At 70.6% G+C, this 16,063-nt stretch carries 10 protein-coding genes; 6 read left to right on the plus strand and 4 right to left on the minus strand.

From position 1 onward, the window contains the following. Positions 1-207: 207 nt before the first annotated feature. Positions 208-2,967 (minus strand): helix-turn-helix domain-containing protein, encoded by a 2,760-nt coding sequence (locus SS2_RS03785; RefSeq protein WP_066461227.1) that lies wholly within the window; start codon positions 2,965-2,967, stop codon positions 208-210. Between the two features lie 326 nt (positions 2,968-3,293). On the opposite strand from SS2_RS03785, the gene SS2_RS03790 reads away from it, so the two are divergent. Next, the gene (locus SS2_RS03790) at positions 3,294-5,900 is read left to right on the plus strand and encodes a glycoside hydrolase family 95 protein (RefSeq protein WP_066461228.1); all 2,607 of its coding nucleotides are present in this window, start codon (positions 3,294-3,296) and stop codon (positions 5,898-5,900) included. Between the two features lie 4 nt (positions 5,901-5,904). Here the strand turns inward: SS2_RS03790 and SS2_RS03795 are convergent, their stop codons facing one another. Further along, the gene (locus SS2_RS03795) at positions 5,905-6,597 is read right to left on the minus strand and encodes a FadR/GntR family transcriptional regulator (RefSeq protein WP_066461229.1); all 693 of its coding nucleotides are present in this window, start codon (positions 6,595-6,597) and stop codon (positions 5,905-5,907) included. 48 nt (positions 6,598-6,645) lie between these two features. Continuing rightward, positions 6,646-7,908: an MFS transporter gene (locus SS2_RS03800; protein WP_083941703.1), complete on the minus strand. Its 1,263-nt coding sequence runs from the start codon at positions 7,906-7,908 to the stop codon at positions 6,646-6,648. Between the two features lie 263 nt (positions 7,909-8,171). Here SS2_RS03800 and SS2_RS03805 point away from each other — a divergent pair, with 263 nt between their 5' ends. The 5 genes from SS2_RS03805 (at position 8,172) to SS2_RS03825 (ending at position 13,814) form a co-directional block, all read left to right on the plus strand. Then, entirely contained in the window at positions 8,172-9,500 is a 1,329-nt protein-coding gene (locus tag SS2_RS03805; protein ID WP_066461230.1) for an ABC transporter substrate-binding protein, read from the plus strand. A gap of 154 nt (positions 9,501-9,654) precedes the next feature. Then, positions 9,655-10,617: a carbohydrate ABC transporter permease gene (locus SS2_RS03810; protein ID WP_245643351.1), complete on the plus strand. Its 963-nt coding sequence runs from the start codon at positions 9,655-9,657 to the stop codon at positions 10,615-10,617. Further along, positions 10,614-11,552 (plus strand): carbohydrate ABC transporter permease, encoded by a 939-nt coding sequence (locus SS2_RS03815; protein WP_083941707.1) that lies wholly within the window; start codon positions 10,614-10,616, stop codon positions 11,550-11,552. Before SS2_RS03810 ends, SS2_RS03815 begins: the two co-directional genes overlap by 4 nt. Positions 11,553-11,576: 24 nt before the next feature. Beyond that, positions 11,577-12,296: a hypothetical protein gene (locus SS2_RS03820; protein WP_169796255.1), complete on the plus strand. Its 720-nt coding sequence runs from the start codon at positions 11,577-11,579 to the stop codon at positions 12,294-12,296. A 585-nt stretch (positions 12,297-12,881) separates the two neighbouring features. Beyond that, entirely contained in the window at positions 12,882-13,814 is a 933-nt protein-coding gene (locus SS2_RS03825) for a putative endonuclease domain-containing protein (RefSeq protein WP_066461233.1), read from the plus strand. A gap of 258 nt (positions 13,815-14,072) precedes the next feature. Here SS2_RS03825 and arfA read toward each other — a convergent pair whose 3' ends face one another. Continuing rightward, a complete protein-coding gene (arfA, locus tag SS2_RS03830) occupies positions 14,073-15,650 on the minus strand; it encodes an arabinosylfuranosidase ArfA (RefSeq protein ID WP_066461236.1) in 1,578 nt (525 codons plus the stop codon). Positions 15,651-16,063 lie beyond the last annotated feature (413 nt).

Below are 16,063 nucleotides of genomic sequence, written 5' to 3' on the forward strand. Positions count from 1 at the left end.
CGCCCGCGCCGACAGGGGAGGCAGGGAAGGTGCTCCGTCAGGACTGCCGCGCAACGTTGCGCGTCGTCGCTGTGCCCACGCTCTGTACTCAAGGTGTCCGTGATCGGGACGGACTCACCGTATGTTTTTCACCCGGGCGAAACATCAGGTGTTCCCACACGTTTGATAACGGCTCGGCGTGCGGGCTACGTGGAACTACGTACAGCGTCAGTCGGCTGCGTGTGCCAGCACGGTCAGGGCGACCCGCGAGCGGGTGCCGGTCTTGCGGAACACTCGGCTCAGGTGCACCTCGACCGTGCGGACCGACAGGTGCAGGGCCTGGGCGACGTCGCGGTTGGACGCCCCCTGGACCACGAGCAGCGCGACGTCGAGCTCGCGTCGGGTGAGCAACGCACCCCAGCGCTCATGCAGATCCAGGGTCTCGGGCGTGGATGTGGCCGTGGCCGCGGTTGTGGTTGTGGCTGTCGCCGCAGCGAGCCGGACGGCCTCGCTCGCCGCTCGCTGGCTCCACGCCTGCGCGCCCGTCAGGGAGAACAGGTCGCAGCTCGACCGGAGGTGGTCCAGGGCGCGCTCGTGCGCGCCGGCCCGTGCGAGGGTCCGGCCCGCCGCCAGCTCGTCGTGGGCGCGCAGGTACGTGGAGGGCGCGGCCGGGGCGAGGGGACGGCCGACGTCCGGGAGGCCGGGCAGGGCAGGGAAGCGGGTGGGGTGCTGGCGAGGCAGCAAGGGCGCGCCGCCCTCGGTCGACGGCGCGCGGTGCGCGGGATCGTCCGGCCACTGCTCCAGAGCAGTCAGCATCGCCTGATCGATGCTGGCCTCGATGCGCACCGGGAGGGCGGGGGAAGCGGTGCTGACGGCGTCGAGCGCGGTGGCGACATCATCGAGGGCGCCGGTGCGCAGCACGCTGAGGCGACGCGCGGCCGCCACGCCCAGACCGGCGAAGGGAAGGGTGACCGGCAGCCTGAAGGCGGCCGAGTGCAGTTCGTGCGCGGCTCGGCGGAAGTCCTCGTTCCACATGTCGACCAGGGCCTTGGCGACCCTCAGGTGCGCCTCTGCGAAGGGGGAGGCGGCGCGCTCGGACACCGCCCACCACACCTCGCCGTCGTGCAGCGGGGACAGGCTGGCGACGGCGTGCGTGAGCAGCCGCGCTGCGCCGTCGAGGTCGCCGGACAGTGCGAGCTGGAGGGCGCGCCCGGTGCTCACGTAGGTCTGGCGGTCAGGGCTGCGCGGGGAGGTCGTCGGTGCGCGCTCGTCGAGGGTGAAGGCGGTGAACATCGAGGCCCAGCTCAGCTCGACCGCCACCACGTCGGTCGTCGAGTCCGAGGTCGTGGCGCACGCGAGGGCGAGCGAGCGGGCCGCCTCCAGGGCGATGGCGGCGAGGTCGCTCTCCCCTCGCTCAGCATGCAACCTGCCGCTGATGGCGAGGGCTCGCACGATCCCGTCCGAGACGACGGGGTCGCTCAGAGCGGCTTCGTAGTCCTCGATGAGCTGGGTGATGTCGTCGTCGGGCACCTGGCCGTGGAGGGCGGCGACGGCCACCACGTAGGAGGGCAGGGCGCACGCTGCGAGCGTCTGGTCACCCGACCGCATGGCGGCGCGCAACCAGTCGACGGCGTCGCCCACGTGCCCTGAGCGCAGCGCCGCGATCCCCGCGAGGCGCTCTGCGACGGCGCGGTCGCGGCCGGCGCCCTGGCAGGCGGCTTCCCGGGCTACCTCGTGGGCGTGCACCACGTCCCCGCGATCGATGAGCCGCTCGGCGATGAGGCTGAGATCTGAGCAGACGAGCGGGTCCCCCGCCAGGGAGGCGAGGGCCCGGTGCCAGGCGGCGGCGTCCTGCATCCCGGCGCCGAGCAGCGGCTGGGCGAGAGCGCCGTGCGCCTCGGTGCGGTCGGCGACGCTCGCCTCGGCGTGGACCAGGGCACGCACCCCGGGGTGGACGAAGGAGAAGCGTCCGCCGACGAAGTGCAGGAGGTCGGCGAGCGGGGTTGTCACGACCTCGTCCATCGTGGTCGCGGCCGCGGCCAGCAGCACGTCGAGCCGATCGGTGACGGTGACCGACGCGATGAGCAGGGAGCGACGGTCCCTGGTGCTCAGACAGGCGAGGGCCGGGCCGTGCAGCTCGGCCAGCGCGGGCACGGCCGGCAGCGGGTTGGGCAGGATCGACGTGCCGGCGAGCTGGGCAGGGGTGAGCTCGGCGGCGGTCTGGAGGATGCATGCGGTGTTCCCGCCGAGCTGCTGGGTGAGCGCCCCCGCGACGACCGGGGACACACCGACCACCGCGGTGCCCGTCGGGGTGCGGCTGCCAGACTCCCTACGGTGCTCGTGGGTGAGCAGGTGCAGGGTCTCCTGTGCCGAGAGCGGGGGGAGCTTGCGGACGGCGATCGGATAGGGCAACGGCGCGTCCCAGCCGGCGTGGGCGGCAGCCCCGAGCAGTACCGCGCGGATCTGGTGGTGGGCCACGAGGTCGAGGGCCAGGGTGCGGGTGGCGTCGTCGAGGTCGTCGATGTCGTCGACGATCAGGACGAGCGTGGTCCCGGGGAGCGCCTCACGGACGTACCGCGCGAGGGCTGTGCAGGTGGCCTCGGGTCCCGCGTGCGCGTCGTCCGTCCCGGCCGTGAACCGCCGCAGGTAGCCCGGGGCAGGGACCCCGGAGCTGCGCTCGAGCTGTCCGACGAGGGCATCCGTGGCCGCGCCCAGGTCCCCGGCGGCGCTCGCTGTGGGGGCGACGGAGTGGGGAGACCTGCTCAGGTCGACGGTGCCGGTCGCCCAGGCCGGCTCGACGCCGGGCCGGTGGTGCGCCGCCGCGGGGGAGCGTGCCGTCAGGTGCACGACGACGTGCGGGACGAGTGCTGCACGGGTCGCGAGCTCGTCCAGGGTGAGCTCGAGCAGGGCGCTCTTGCCGGTCCCGACCGGGGCGGTCCAGATGTACCCGCCGTGGGCGCGCGCTACGGCATCGACTGCGAGCGCCACCTCATGAGCCCGGGACGGCAGGAGCAGCGGGCCACCGCGCCGGCCCGAGGGGGTGCCCGTGGTCTCGGGCCAGGGACGTTCGAGGGCGTGGAGAGTCGACTGGTGGATAGACAGGTCAACCCCCTCGTGTCGTCCGGGACTGCGGTGGCCAGTGCGACAGTGGGTATGTTAACAAACCGGCGTAAGTTTGGCCTCTGACGCATGCGGGCTGCTCGGGAAGCGCAGGCCGGGGTGACGCGGCGCCCTCGTCCCAGGTCCGGCGTGAGGAGGGGCCAGGTGGTCGGTTACCGTGGGCTCGGACCGACACGACGATCAAAGGTGATTCTGTGCGCGCCTCGACCTCCCCGCCCGCCCGACCCCTCCTGCTGACCTACCGGAGCCCGGCCCAGGAGTGGACGGACGCGCTCCCGCTCGGCAACGGCCGGATCGGGGTGATGTGCTTCGGCGGCGTCGGCAGCGACCGCTTCCAGGTCAACGACGACACCTGCTGGTCCGGGTCCCCGGCCACCTCCGCCGGCACGCCGCTGATCCCCGACGGCGCCGGGCCGGGCGTGGTCGACGCCGCACGGGCAGCCCTGCGCGACGGCGACGTCCGCGAGGCCGAACGCCTCGTGCAGCTCCTGCAGCACGGTCACTCCCAGGCCTACCAGCCGCTGGTCGACCTCTGGCTCGACGAGGTGGCCCCCACCACTGTCACCGGTTATCACCGCAGCCTCGACCTGCGGACCGCCGTCGTCGAGCACGGCTGGCAGCACGCCTCCCCTGAGGCGGCTCGCACGACCACCCGCGCCTGGGTGAGCGCCCCGGACCAGGCGCTCGTGGTGCACCGCCGGGCGGAGGCGGGGGTCCTGCCGCCGCTGCGCGTCTCCCTCACGTCGGTGCACCCGACGGCCACGGTGGACGCCGTCGCGGCGTCGGCCGGTCTGCTGGCCGAGGTCCGGATGCCGTCCCAGGTCTTCCCCAGCCACGAGTCCTCGCCCGAGCCGGTGACCTACGACCCGGCGCCCGGCGCTGCGGTGACCGCGACCGTGCAGCTCCGGGTGGTCACCGACGGGACGGTCCGTGCCGTGCGCCGGGCCGACGGCGGCGTTGCGCTGGAGGTCACCGGCGCCGGGCAGCTGGTGGTGGTGCTGGGGACCGGGACCGACTACGTCGACCCCGTGACCGCCCCGCACGGTGATGCCCGCGCCGTCCAGGAGGAGACCGGGCGACGCATGGACGTGCTGGCCTCGGAGCTGTCGGCTGCGCTCGCGGCGGGTGCGCAGGTCTGCGAGGGGCCGCTCTCTCGGCACACCGCAGACCACCAGGGGCTGTTCGAGCGGGTGGAGCTGGAGCTGGGCGACCGCGAGCACGGGGCGGGCGCTGCGCTGGACGTGCCCACCGATGTCCGTCTCGACCGCTTCGCCGCCGGTGCGCCGGACGCGGACCTGGCCGCCCTGATGTTCCAGTACGGCCGCTATCTCATGATCGCGGGATCACGCCCGGGGACCTTGCCGATGACCCTGCAGGGGATCTGGAACGACGCGGTGCGCCCGCCGTGGAGCAGCAACTACACGACCAACATCAACGTCGAGATGAACTACTGGCCCGCCGAGCCGGCGAACCTCAGCGAGTGCCATCAACCGTTGCTCGGCTTCCTCGAGCACCTGAGCGCCACGGGGAGGGCCGTGGCCGGTGCCCTCTACGGTCTGCCGGGGTGGGCAGTGCACCACAACTCCGACGCCTGGGCCTTCGCCCTGCCCGCCGGTGACGGCGACAGCGACCCCTGCTGGACGGCCTGGCCGCTGGGCGGCGTCTGGCTGGCCCGGCACCTGTGGGACCACTATGACTACACCCGCGACGCCGGCTTCCTGCGCGAGCACGCCTGGCCGCTGCTGCGCGGGGCGGCCGACTTCGCCCTCGGCTGGCTCGTCGCCCTGCCCGACGGCGCGCTCGGCACCGCCCCGGCCACCTCGCCGGAGAACCGCTACGTCGCAGCGGACGGGCTGTCGGCCGCCGTGACGACGTCGACCACCTCGGACCTGGTAATGATCCGCGACCTGCTCGAGCGGTGCCTCGACGTGGTGGATGCGCTCGACGCTGACCGTGCTGACCGTGCTGACAGCACTGACAGCACTGGCAGCACTGACAGTGCTGCCAGTGGGGGCGACCGGGCGGAGCGCGCCCGGTGGCGCGAGCGTGCCCAGGCGGCGCTCGTGCGCCTGCCCGGTGAGCGGGTGCTGCCCGACGGCCGGCTCGCCGAGTGGTCCGCCGACGTCGCCGACGCCGAGCCTGCCCACCGCCACCAGAGCCACCTGTTCGGGGCCTACCCGGGCAGCGGCGTCGACCAGGGACAGACCCCGGAGCTGGCTGCCGCAGCGCTGGCCACCCTGGACGCGCGCGGGCCCGACTCCACGGGGTGGTCCCTCGCCTGGCGGCTCGCGCTGCGGGCGCGGCTGCGTGACACCGGCGGCGCCGTCGCCGCCTTGCGTGCCTTCCTCACCCCGGTCAGCGGCGCAGTGCCTGGAACGCAGGGGGCGGGGGTCTATCGGAACCTGTTCTGCGCGCACCCGCCGTTCCAGATCGACGGGAACTTCGGCTTCACCGCCGGGGTCTGCGAGATGCTGCTCCAGTCCCACACCAGCACGGCGCAGGAGACGGTGCTCACCCTGTTGCCCGCTCTGCCTGCGGAGTGGGCCGAGGGCCAGGTGCGCGGTCTGCGGGCGCGCGGTGCGGTGACGGTGGACCTGCGCTGGGCGGGCGGCGTCGTGCAGGAGGCGGTGCTGACTGCTGACTGCGACCGGACGGTGACGGTCCACCTGCCCGGCGACGGCGGTCCGGTGAGCGCCACGGTGCAGCTGGCGGCAGGGGAGCCGGTGGACGTGGTCGCCGCGGTGCTGACGGTGGCGGCGGGTCCTGCGGGTCCTGCGGGTCCTGCGGCGGCGCGGGACTAGGCGCTCAGGGCGTGGGGGTGGTGTGGACGAAGTCCTCGACCTCGAGCAGGTGGTTGGCCATCCGCAGCCGCGCACGGTCCGGGTCGCCTGCGACCAGCGCGGCGTAGATCGCCTCGTGCTCGCTGTGCGTGCGGTGCTCCACGCCCTCCTGCGTCATGCCGCGCCAGAGCCGGGCCCGGGCGGTGCGGCTGGCGAGCGCCTCGACGAGCGCGGCGAGCACCGGGTTCCCCGAGCTGACCGCGATCACCTGGTGGAAGGCGATGTCCGTGTCGAGCAGGGCGTCGTGGTCGACCTCGGTGCCGCCGAGGATCTCGGCAGCGTCGTCGAGGGTCTGGCGGGCCCGGGCGAGGGCGGCGTCGTCCATGCGCAGGGCGGCCAGGCCCGCCGACTCGGTCTCCAGGACTCGGCGGACCTCGTGGAAGTCGGTCGCGTCGCTGTGACCCTGCAGGTCCACGACGAAGGACAGCGGTGCGAGGAGCAGCTCCGGGTCCAGGCTCGTGATGTACGTGCCGTCGCCCTGGCGGCTGTCGACGATCCCGAGGGTCGCCAGCGCCCGCAGCCCCTCCCGCAAGGACCCGCGCGAGACGCCGAGGTCGGCGGCGAGGTCCTTCTCGACGGGCAGCCGGTCACCGGGAGCGAGGCGGCCGTCCAGGAGCATCGACTTGATGCCGTCGACGACCTGATCTGTACGTGACATAGGTCAGAGTATGGCGCAGGTCGCGGCCAAGCTCCTGGTGCGCACGCGTCACCGGGCTGGGGCTCGCCGCGGGGCCTCCTGGCTGGCGGGCGCCGGGCGACCGCGCAGGCGCAGCAGCACGAGGCCGACGCCGAGGGTGGCCACCAGGGCGAGACCGCCGGTGAGGACCAGGCCGCCGCGCACACCGAGGTGCTCGGTGAACCACCCCTGCAGCAGGCCGCCGGCGGCGTGGCCGCCGAGCAGCAGCGGCATGTAGAAGGCCATCACCCGGCCGCGCACCGAGGGGGCGGCGGTGAGCTGCACGTAGGTCCCGGCGCTGGTGAGGAAGAACATCGTCGCCATGCCGACGACGGCGAGCATGATGAGGAAGGTCGGGTGCGTGGGGGAGAGCGCCGCGAGGATCTCGGCGACCCCGAAGGCCCCGGCGCCCAGCACGACGGTCCGGGCGCGCAGGGTGACCATCCGCGCGGCCAGGATCGCCCCGACCAGCCCGCCGACGGCGCCGATCGAGTTGTACAGGCCGAATCCGCCCGAGCCGGTGTCCCACTCGAAGTCCGCGAAGGCGGCGAGCACCACCGGGCCGTTCATCCCGAAGGCGCCCATGAAGCCGGCCAGCCCCACGACCCACAGGAGCTGGGGCCGGTCCAGGATGTAGCGCAACCCTTCCTTGAGCTGGCCGCGGGCCCGGGAGACGGTCGGCACGCGATGGAGCTCACGGACCCGCATGGCCGCCACCAGCGCGACGACGACGGCGCACAGCACGGCGTTCGCGGCGAAGGCCCACCCCTGCCCGACCTGGTTGATGAGCGCCCCCGCCACTGCCGGTCCCACGAGGCCGCTGAGCTGGTTGAGGGCGTTGTTGGTGCTGATCGCCGAGCGGAGCTGGGCGTCGCCGACGAGCTCGTTGACGAGGACCTGGCGCGCTGGCTGGTCGAAGACCGCCACGCAGCCTGAGACGAGGGCGAAGGCGTAGAGCAGGGGGACGGTGACCAGGCCGCCGATGGTCAGCGCCGCCAGCGTCGCGGCGAGCACCGCGGCTGCGGACTGCGCCGCCATGACGAGGTGGCGCTTGTTGTGGCGGTCGGCGATCACCCCGCCGAGCGGGCCGAAGGTCAGCAGCGGCAGGAACTGCAGCGCGACGATGATCCCGACGGCGGCAGGGCTGCCGGTGAGCTTGAGCACGAGCCAGTCCTGGGACAGGCGGAGCATCCACATGCCCGTCCCGCCGAAGAACTGGGCGGCCAGGAAGAGGCGGTAGTTGTGGTTGCGCAGGATCGAGCGGGCGGGTGGGTGACCGTGCGAGTCGGGCATGGGTGAGCACCTCGGGGTGAATGGATTCAACCACGTGGGGCTGGATCGGCGGGTTTTGACGGGCGGCTCAGGGGCGGATCGACTGCCCGTGATCCGCGATCTCCCGCAGTTTCGGGCGATTCGTTGGCGAACGACGACGTTCGCCCTTGGATTTTTTGGCCAGCAACGGTATTGTAACGATTCACTTCCATCGTTGAACGCGCAGGGCGGCGCGGTTAACCTCGGGAATGCGCTTACATTTCACGATGAGCAAGGAGGCTCAGATGTCGATCAAGCGATCAGCCCTCAAGGGTATCGCCGCCGCAGCGTTTACGGCACTCGCACTTTCCGCGTGTTCAGGTGGCGGTTCCGCATCGGAACCAGCTCCCACGGCGACCCTCGATGAGGCCAAGGACGTCACCATCAGCTTCGCCTGGTGGGGCAACGACGACCGTGCGGCCAAGTACGAGGAATCCATCGACCTGTTCGAGGCCAAGTACCCGAACATCACGGTCCAGACCAGCTTCGCGGCCTTCCCGGACTACTGGACCGCACGCAGCACCGAGGCTGCGGGCGGCTCGCTCCCCGACGTCTTCCAGATGGACCTGTCCTACCTGCGTCAGTACGGCTCGACCAACCAGCTGCTCAACCTCGACGGCCAGGTGGGTGAGGGCAAGGCCCTCGACGTCTCCGGCCTGGACGAGGCGCTGCTCGGCTCCGGCCAGCTCGCCGGCTCCCAGTACGGCATCCCGACGTCGACGAACACGCTCGCGCTGTTCTACAACCCCAACCTGCTCGAGCAGCTCGGCATCGAGCCCCTCACCGCTGACTACACGTGGGACGAGTACAACGCCTTCATGACCGCGGTCTCGGCTGCGGGCGCCACGGCTGACCCCGTCCTCTACGGCGGCGCCGACTACACGACGACCTTCTGGTTCTTCGTGCAGTGGCTCATCCAGCAGGGCATCGAGCCCTTCACCGATGAGGGCGAGCTCAACTTCACGCCCGAGCACATGACCGAGTGGCTGAACATGGCCGAGCCCGCCCGCACCCCGGTGGACGCGACCTACCCGATCGCTCGCGGCAAGCAGCTCGAGCCCCTGGGCGGCTTCACGGTCAACGAGTCCGCGTCGGAGTTCAGCTGGGACAACTTCCTCGCCGGCTACTCCGCTGACTCGGGCACCGACAACATCGAGATGCTCCCGATCCCGTCCGGCGACGACGGCAAGAAGCACATGTTCTTCAAGCCGTCGATGCTCCTGTCCGCCTCGGCGAACTCCGAGGAGCCGGCCGCCGCCGCGACCCTGATCAACTTCCTCATCAACGACCCTGAGGTCGGGAAGATCTTCGGTACGTCCAAGGGCGTCCCCGCCGTCGCCGCGCAGCGTGACGCGATGGACATCGAGGCCGGCTCGATCGACGAGCGCGTCATGGCCTACGAGGAGTCCGTCACCGAGCACATCACCGCCTCGGCACCGCTCCCCGTCATGGGCTTCGGCTCCATCGAGGCTGAGTTCAAGCGTCTGGGCGAAGAGTTCGCCTACCGCCAGATCACCGTCGAGCAGTTCGTCGAGCAGTGGTTCGCCGAAGCTGAGATGACCGTCAACAAGTGACCTGAGGCCTCACCGCCTCGGCCACCCCGCGTGCGCGGGTGACCCGGTGACCGACGGTCGCCGAGGGTGAACGCTCGCACCGGCGTCGGGCACGATGCTCGACGCCGGTGCGCCACCCCGCACGCAGCAGCACCACCACCACACGACTGATCGGATCCCCATCGTGTCCCTCACTGACGAGGCGACCGGGACTCGGACCGCCTCCCCGACGAGCTCGCCCGCGCGACGCTCCCGGAGAGCTGCCGAGGCCCGCGCTGGTTACGCGTTCCTTGCCCCCTGGTTGATCGGTTTCTTCCTGCTCACTGCGGGTCCGATGCTGGCGTCCTTGTACCTGGCATTCACGAACTACAACATGTTCGCCGCCCCCCAGTGGGTCGGCCTGGACAACTTCGTCCAGCTCTTCAACGACCCTCGCTACATCCAGTCGGTCAAGGTGACGGGCATCTACGTGCTGGTCGGGACCCCGATCAAGCTCGCCTCCGCCCTCGCGGTGGCCATGCTCCTCAACACCAAGCGCCGCGGCCAGGGCGCCTACCGGTCCATCTTCTACGCCCCCTCCCTCATCGGAGCGAGCGTGTCGATCGCGATCGTGTGGAAGGCCATGTTCATCGACAACGGGGTCGTCGACCAGATCGGTCAGTTCTTCGGACGCGACGCCGGTGGATGGGTCGGCAACCCGAGCATGACCATGCCGATGATGATCCTGCTGACCGTCTGGCAGTTCGGTGCGCCGATGGTCATCTTCCTCGCCGGGCTCAAGCAGATCCCGACCGAGCTGTACGAGGCCGCTGAGATGGACGGGGCCGGGTCGGTCCGCAAGTTCCTCAAGATCACCCTGCCGATGCTCTCCCCGGTGCTCTTCTTCAACCTGCTGCTCGAGACGATCCACTCGTTCCAGATCTTCGGCTCCGCCTTCATCATCTCCAACGGGACCGGTGGACCGGCCGGGTCGACGATGTTCTACACCCTCTACCTCTACCTGCGCGGCTTCGCCGACTTCCGCATGGGCTACGCCTCAGCGATGGCCTGGGTGCTCGTGGTCGTGGTCGGCCTCATCACCTTCATCTTCTTCAAGACGTCGAAGCAGTGGGTGCACTACTCGGGGGAGACAAAATGACCGCCACGACGGCACACCAGACCACGCGCGACCCGGTCCTGGGCGGACAGGGTCCCGACGACCTCGAGGCCAGCGCGCAGCTGCGCAAGGCGGCCAAGCGCCGGGGCCGGGTCAAGTCGGTCTTCTTCCACGTCTTCGTCCTCGCGGTGACCGTGGTCATCCTCTACCCGGCTGTGTGGATGCTCATGTCCTCGCTCAAGCCGACGAGCGACATCATCGGCAACATCAGCCTCATCCCCACCGACGCGTCCTTCGACAACTTCGCCAAGGCGCTCAGCGGGATCGGCGGGGTGTCCTTCTGGACGTTCTTCGGCAACTCGCTGTTCCTGGCGGTGATGTCCGTCATCGGCATCACGTTGTCCTCGACGATCACGTCCTACGCCTTCGCCCGGATCGACTTCCCGGGACGTGGCATCTTCTTCACCCTCATGATCGCGACGCTGCTGCTGCCGTTCCACGTGGTGATCATCCCGCAGTACATCATGTTCAACCAGCTCGGCATGGTGAACACCTTCGTGCCGCTGCTGATCGGCAAGTTCCTCGCGGCCGAGGCGTTCTTCGTCTTCCTCATGGTCCAGTTCATGCGCAACCTGCCGCGTGAGCTCGACGAGGCAGCGCGCATCGACGGCGCCGGTCACATCCGGATCTTCCGGTCGATCATGCTGCCGCTCATGAAGCCGCCGATCATGACCGCGTCGATCTTCGCCTTCATCTGGAGCTGGAACGACTTCTTCGGTCCGTTGCTCTACCTGAAGAAGCCCGACCTCTACTCCCTGCCCATCGCGCTGCGCCTCTACGTCGACCAGACCTCGGTCTCGGACTACGGGGCACAGATGGCCATGGCCGTGCTCGCGCTGCTCCCGGTGCTGGTGTTCTTCATCATCTTCCAGCGCTTCATCGTCGACGGTGTGGCGACCCAGGGTTTGAAGGGCTGACCGATGTCCGCCAGAGTCGTCACCATGGACCCAGCCAGCGCAGACGCCAGAGACCCGCACGGTGCCCGGGGGGCTCGGGACGCCCGGGGTGCGCGGGCTGCTCGGGACGCCGGGGATGCACGGGCTGCCCGGAAGGCGGACCGGCGCGCGCGGTCGGCGCAGGCCGTCCCGGGGACCTTCGGTCGGTTCTCCCTCTTCGCCGAGGTGCTGCTCACCGGGGTCTACGTCACGGTGCTCAGCCTGCCCGTGGTGACGGCTCTGCCGGCGGTGACGGCCGGCGTCGGGCACCTGCGGCGCCACCTGCGCGGTGAGCGCGACGGCATGGCCGAGGTGTGGGAGGACTTCCGCAGCGCCTGCACGGGGGTGTGGGTGGTGGCCGCCGGATCGCTCGTGGCGTTCCTGCTGGTGGGGCTGAACCTGTGGGCGGCGAGCACCGGGGCACTGCCGGGCGGGGCTGTCGTCGCGGTGGTGAGTGCGGGGCTCGGCGTCGCGCTGAGCGTGGGACTCTTGCGGGCGGCCAGCCTGTGGGAGCCGGACCAGTCGTGGTTCGAGCTTCTGCGGCGCGGCGTGCGCGGGATCAGCGTCGACCCGGCCGGGTCGGCGATGCTCTTCGCCGCGGTGGTGATGTGCGCGGTGCTGGTGTGGATGCTCACGCCGCTGGTCATCATCGTCGGCGGGATGCTGGCCTTCGCCGTGGTGGGCGTGGACTTCCGCACCAACCGCCCCGGCCGCACCGAGGGCTAGCCCGGAGCCGTTCAGGAGGTCCCGCACGAGCCACCGGCTCGTCCGGGACCTTCTGTGCGTCATATGCCCGCCCAGCTGCCCGTCCGCCAGGAGCCCTCCCGCCCAGCAGCCCGCCCGCCCAGCAGCCCGCCCGCCCAGCAGCCCGCCCGCCCAGCGGCCCTCCGCCGAGTGCGTGCCTTCCGTTGTCGTGCGTGACCTTCAACGCGCGCACCACAACGAAGAGCACGCACTCGCTGGCAGTGTCTGCTGGCCGCCCGGGGGATGAGGTGGTGCACCGGTGGGGTCAAGCGGCGTGAGTCCACAGGATGGCGGACGGTGGTTGCTCAGCTGCCGAGGTCAGCCTGAGATCAGGGGATGAGACCACCTCCCGCGGACCTGTCGCGGTCCTCTATGACCACACCCGACGACTTGGCCGATCCGGCCCGCGTCCATCCGCCTCCTACGCCCGAGGAAGCGCCCGGAAGTGCTCCGGGGTTGCCTTCGGCGATGGCTGACATCCGAGCTGTGCGGTCTGATGGCGCCGCAGTCCCATCCGAGGAGCGCCGACGACCTAGACCGCCGACCGACGTCAGGCTCGTACCGTCCATGGTGCTCCGTTCACGGGACTTTCCGAGCGACTTCGTGGCGCGGGAGGTACGCGCTATGAGGTGGGTGCGTGTGCGCCGCGGCGCCTACCTTCCCGTTGCGGACGCCCCTGCATCCTCGGGCGAGTTCGTCGATCGTCGGCAGATGCACCTCGCGCGGATCGCGGCCATCGCATCCCAGTCGTCTGCTTCACCCGCCTTCAGTCACGAGTCGGCGGCGCTCGTGCGCGGCGCGCAGGTGTGGAGGGTGCCGCAGTGCGTGCACGTGACCCAGAGGAGCTCGGCGTCGGGCCGTCGTGGGGCGGACATCGCGCGGCACAAGGCCATTCTCATGGCCGACGACGTCGAGATCCGGTCGGGAGTGCTCGTGACCTCTGGGGTGCGGACGCTCGTCGACTGCATGATGACCCTTCCGCCGCTGTCGGCCCTGGTTGTCGCCGACTCGCTGCTGTCGCAGGGCATCGACCCTGATTCCGCAGCTCTCGCTCTCACAGCGCGGGGGCATCGGCGCGGGGTTCGGCGAGCGAGGATGATCCTGGCAGAGGCCGACGGGGCGGCGGAGTCAGCGGGCGAGACCGCACTGCGATATCTGCTCTGGGCCTACGGCTTCCCGCGGCCGGAGCTGCAAGTGCGTGTGGACACCCGGCTCGGGACGTTCTGGGCAGACCTGGGCTGGCGCCGATGGGGCGTGCTCATCGAGTACGACGGACTCGTCAAGTACGGGAGCCTCGCTGGCGGGGCGCCGTCGGACGTCGTCGTGAAGGAGAAGCGTCGTCAAGAAGCGATGGAGGAGGAGGGGTTCCGCGTCCTGAGAGTGACGAAGTTCGACCTTCAGAATCCCGGTCAGCTGGTGGCGAGAGTGATAAAGCGCCTGCCGCCATCGGTGCACCTCACGCCCATCCCGGAGCTCCTGCTCCCGAGCTCACGTCGGTAGCCACCCGGTCCGCCTCGCCGAGTGCGTGACTTTCGTGGGGATGCGTGACTTTGAAGGCACGCACTTCAACGAAAGTCACGCACTCGACGGGGAGGAGATCGGCGTTCGTGGGGCGGGGGCCGGACCGGGCCGGACTGGGGCCGGGCCGGACCGGGGCCGGGGTCGGGGGAGAAGGGGGCTGGGGTTGGTGGGGCTGGGTGGGGAGACGGGGCCGCCGCCGGCCCTGGGTGGGACGGCGGCGGCGGCGGTGGTGCGGGGTCAGGCGCGCTTGGCGGTTCCGTGCCAGGCGGACCAGGACTCCGGTGCCAGGGTGAGGGTGACCGTGCCGTTCTCCGAGGCGGGGGCGGTGCGCGGGGAGGTGGAGACCTGCTCGGCCGCCTCCTTGCCCTCGCGCATGCCGACGTGGTCGGCGAGGAGCTCGAGGCCGCCGTCGAGGGTGATCTCCAGGCCCGAGTAGCCGATCGTGACGGTGGCGGGCTCGCTCGAGCGGTTGACCAGGAACAGCGAGAGCGCTCCGGCGGTGCCGGCCTCGCCGCTCTCGTCCCAGGTGGCGGCGGCGGTGACCAGCGGCACGTCGCCGTGGGCCTTGGTCGTCACCAGGGGAGCGTTGACCCGCAGGTCCAGGACGGTGCCCTGGGCCAGGCGCGCGGTGTTGGCGAAGGGGTGGAACGTCGTCTGGCGCCAGGCGTCGCCGCCGGGCTCGGTCATGATCGGGGCGATGACGTTGACCAGCTGGGCGAGGGCCGCGACGGGCACCCGGTCGGCGTGGTTGAGCAGGGTGATCATGAGGTCGCCGACGACGACGGCGTCGAGGGCGGAGTAGATGTCCTCGATGATCCGCGGGGCGTCGCGCTGCAGGGGGAGGTTCTTCTCGCCCGGGAAGCGGGTCTCGAGGTACCAGACGTTCCACTCGTCGAAGGAGATCGTGATCTTCTTGTCCGAGCGCTTCTGGGCGGCGATCGAGTCGGCTGAGGCGACGACCCGCTGGATGAAGCGGTCCATCGCGGTGGCTGACCCGAGGAAGCTGGCGCGGTCGCCGTCCTTCTCCTCGTAGTAGGCGTGCATGGAGATGTGGTCGACGATGTCGTAGGTGTAGGAGAGCACGGTGCGCTCCCACTCCCCGAAGGTGTCCATGTACATCGACGAGGAGCCGCAGGCCACGAGCTCGATGCTCGGGTCGGTGAGCTTCATGGCCTTGCCAGCCTCGGCGGCGAGCTTGCCGTACTCGTGGGCGTCCTTGTGGCCGATCTGCCACGGGCCGTCCATCTCGTTGCCCAGGCACCAGAGCTTGACGTTGTACGGCTCTTCGCGGCCGTTGGCGATGCGCATGTCGGCCCACTTGCTGCCGGCGACGCCATTGCAGTACTCCAGCAGCCCGACGGCGGCGGCGACGCCGCGCGTACCGAGGTTGACGGCCATCATCGGCTCGATGCCCTCACGCTCGGCCCACTGCAGGAACTCGTCGGTGCCGACGATGTTGGGCTCGACGGTGCGCCACGCGAGGTCGATGAAGGGCTTGCGGTTCTCGACCGGGCCGACCGCCTCTTCCCACACGTAGTTGGAGACGAAGTTGCCGCCGGGGTAGCGGACCATCGAGACGCCGAGCTCCTTGGTCAGGTCGGCGACGTCGCGGCGGAAGCCGTGCTCGTCGGCCGTGGCGTGACCGGGCTCGTAGATGCCGGTGTAGACGGCGCGTCCCAGGTGCTCGACGAAGGAGCCGAACAGGCGGCGGTCGATCGCGCCGACCTGGAAGTCGGGGTGGAGCGAGATCGTCGCGGTGACCGGGGTGGGCTGAGCGGTGCCGTCGTCGGCGCCGTTGCCTGCGGCGTATTCCATCGTTGTAATGCCTCCGTAGCGAGAATCTCCATGAAGGAGTGGCTTGGCAACGACCGTACCCGATCCGCCCCCGATCCGAAACGATCCGAGCGGACTTTTTTCGATCAGCTCGTCCCCGGGACTCGCCCCAGCCCCCGCTGAACTCGTGAGCGACGGTCTTTCCCGCCGAGAAAACGCCCCTGGTGCACGAGTTCGACAGGGGATTCACGAGTTCGGCGGAGGGTTCACGAGTTCGACTAATGGTTCACGAGTTCGGCGGCGGCGCGGCGGCGGGGTGACGGCGGAGGCGCTGAGGCGGGGTGGCGCCACGGGCGGGGATGGTGGTGGCGGGCTGGCGACCGGGCCGCGAGTGCTCCGTGCGGTGCTATTCAGATCGGTCCTGGCAGGTTATGGTTGTAACGATTCAAACGAGG

The organism is Sanguibacter suarezii NBRC 16159, from assembly GCF_001552735.1.
Taxonomy (GTDB): Bacteria; Actinomycetota; Actinomycetes; order Actinomycetales; family Cellulomonadaceae; genus Sanguibacter; species Sanguibacter suarezii.

Excerpts from the sequence above, each read along its gene's own strand:
- SS2_RS03805 (WP_066461230.1), top strand. The coding sequence starts at position 8,172 with ATGTCGATCAAGCGATCAGCCCTCAAGGGTATCGCCGCCGCAGCGTTT.
- SS2_RS03800 (WP_083941703.1), bottom strand. The coding sequence starts at position 7,908 with ATGCCCGACTCGCACGGTCACCCACCCGCCCGCTCGATCCTGCGCAAC.
- SS2_RS03815 (WP_083941707.1), top strand. The coding sequence starts at position 10,614 with ATGACCGCCACGACGGCACACCAGACCACGCGCGACCCGGTCCTGGGC.
- arfA (WP_066461236.1), bottom strand. The coding sequence starts at position 15,650 with ATGGAATACGCCGCAGGCAACGGCGCCGACGACGGCACCGCTCAGCCC.
- SS2_RS03820 (WP_169796255.1), top strand. The coding sequence starts at position 11,577 with ATGGACCCAGCCAGCGCAGACGCCAGAGACCCGCACGGTGCCCGGGGG.
- SS2_RS03825 (WP_066461233.1), top strand. The coding sequence starts at position 12,882 with ATGGTGCTCCGTTCACGGGACTTTCCGAGCGACTTCGTGGCGCGGGAG.
- SS2_RS03795 (WP_066461229.1), bottom strand. The coding sequence starts at position 6,597 with ATGTCACGTACAGATCAGGTCGTCGACGGCATCAAGTCGATGCTCCTG.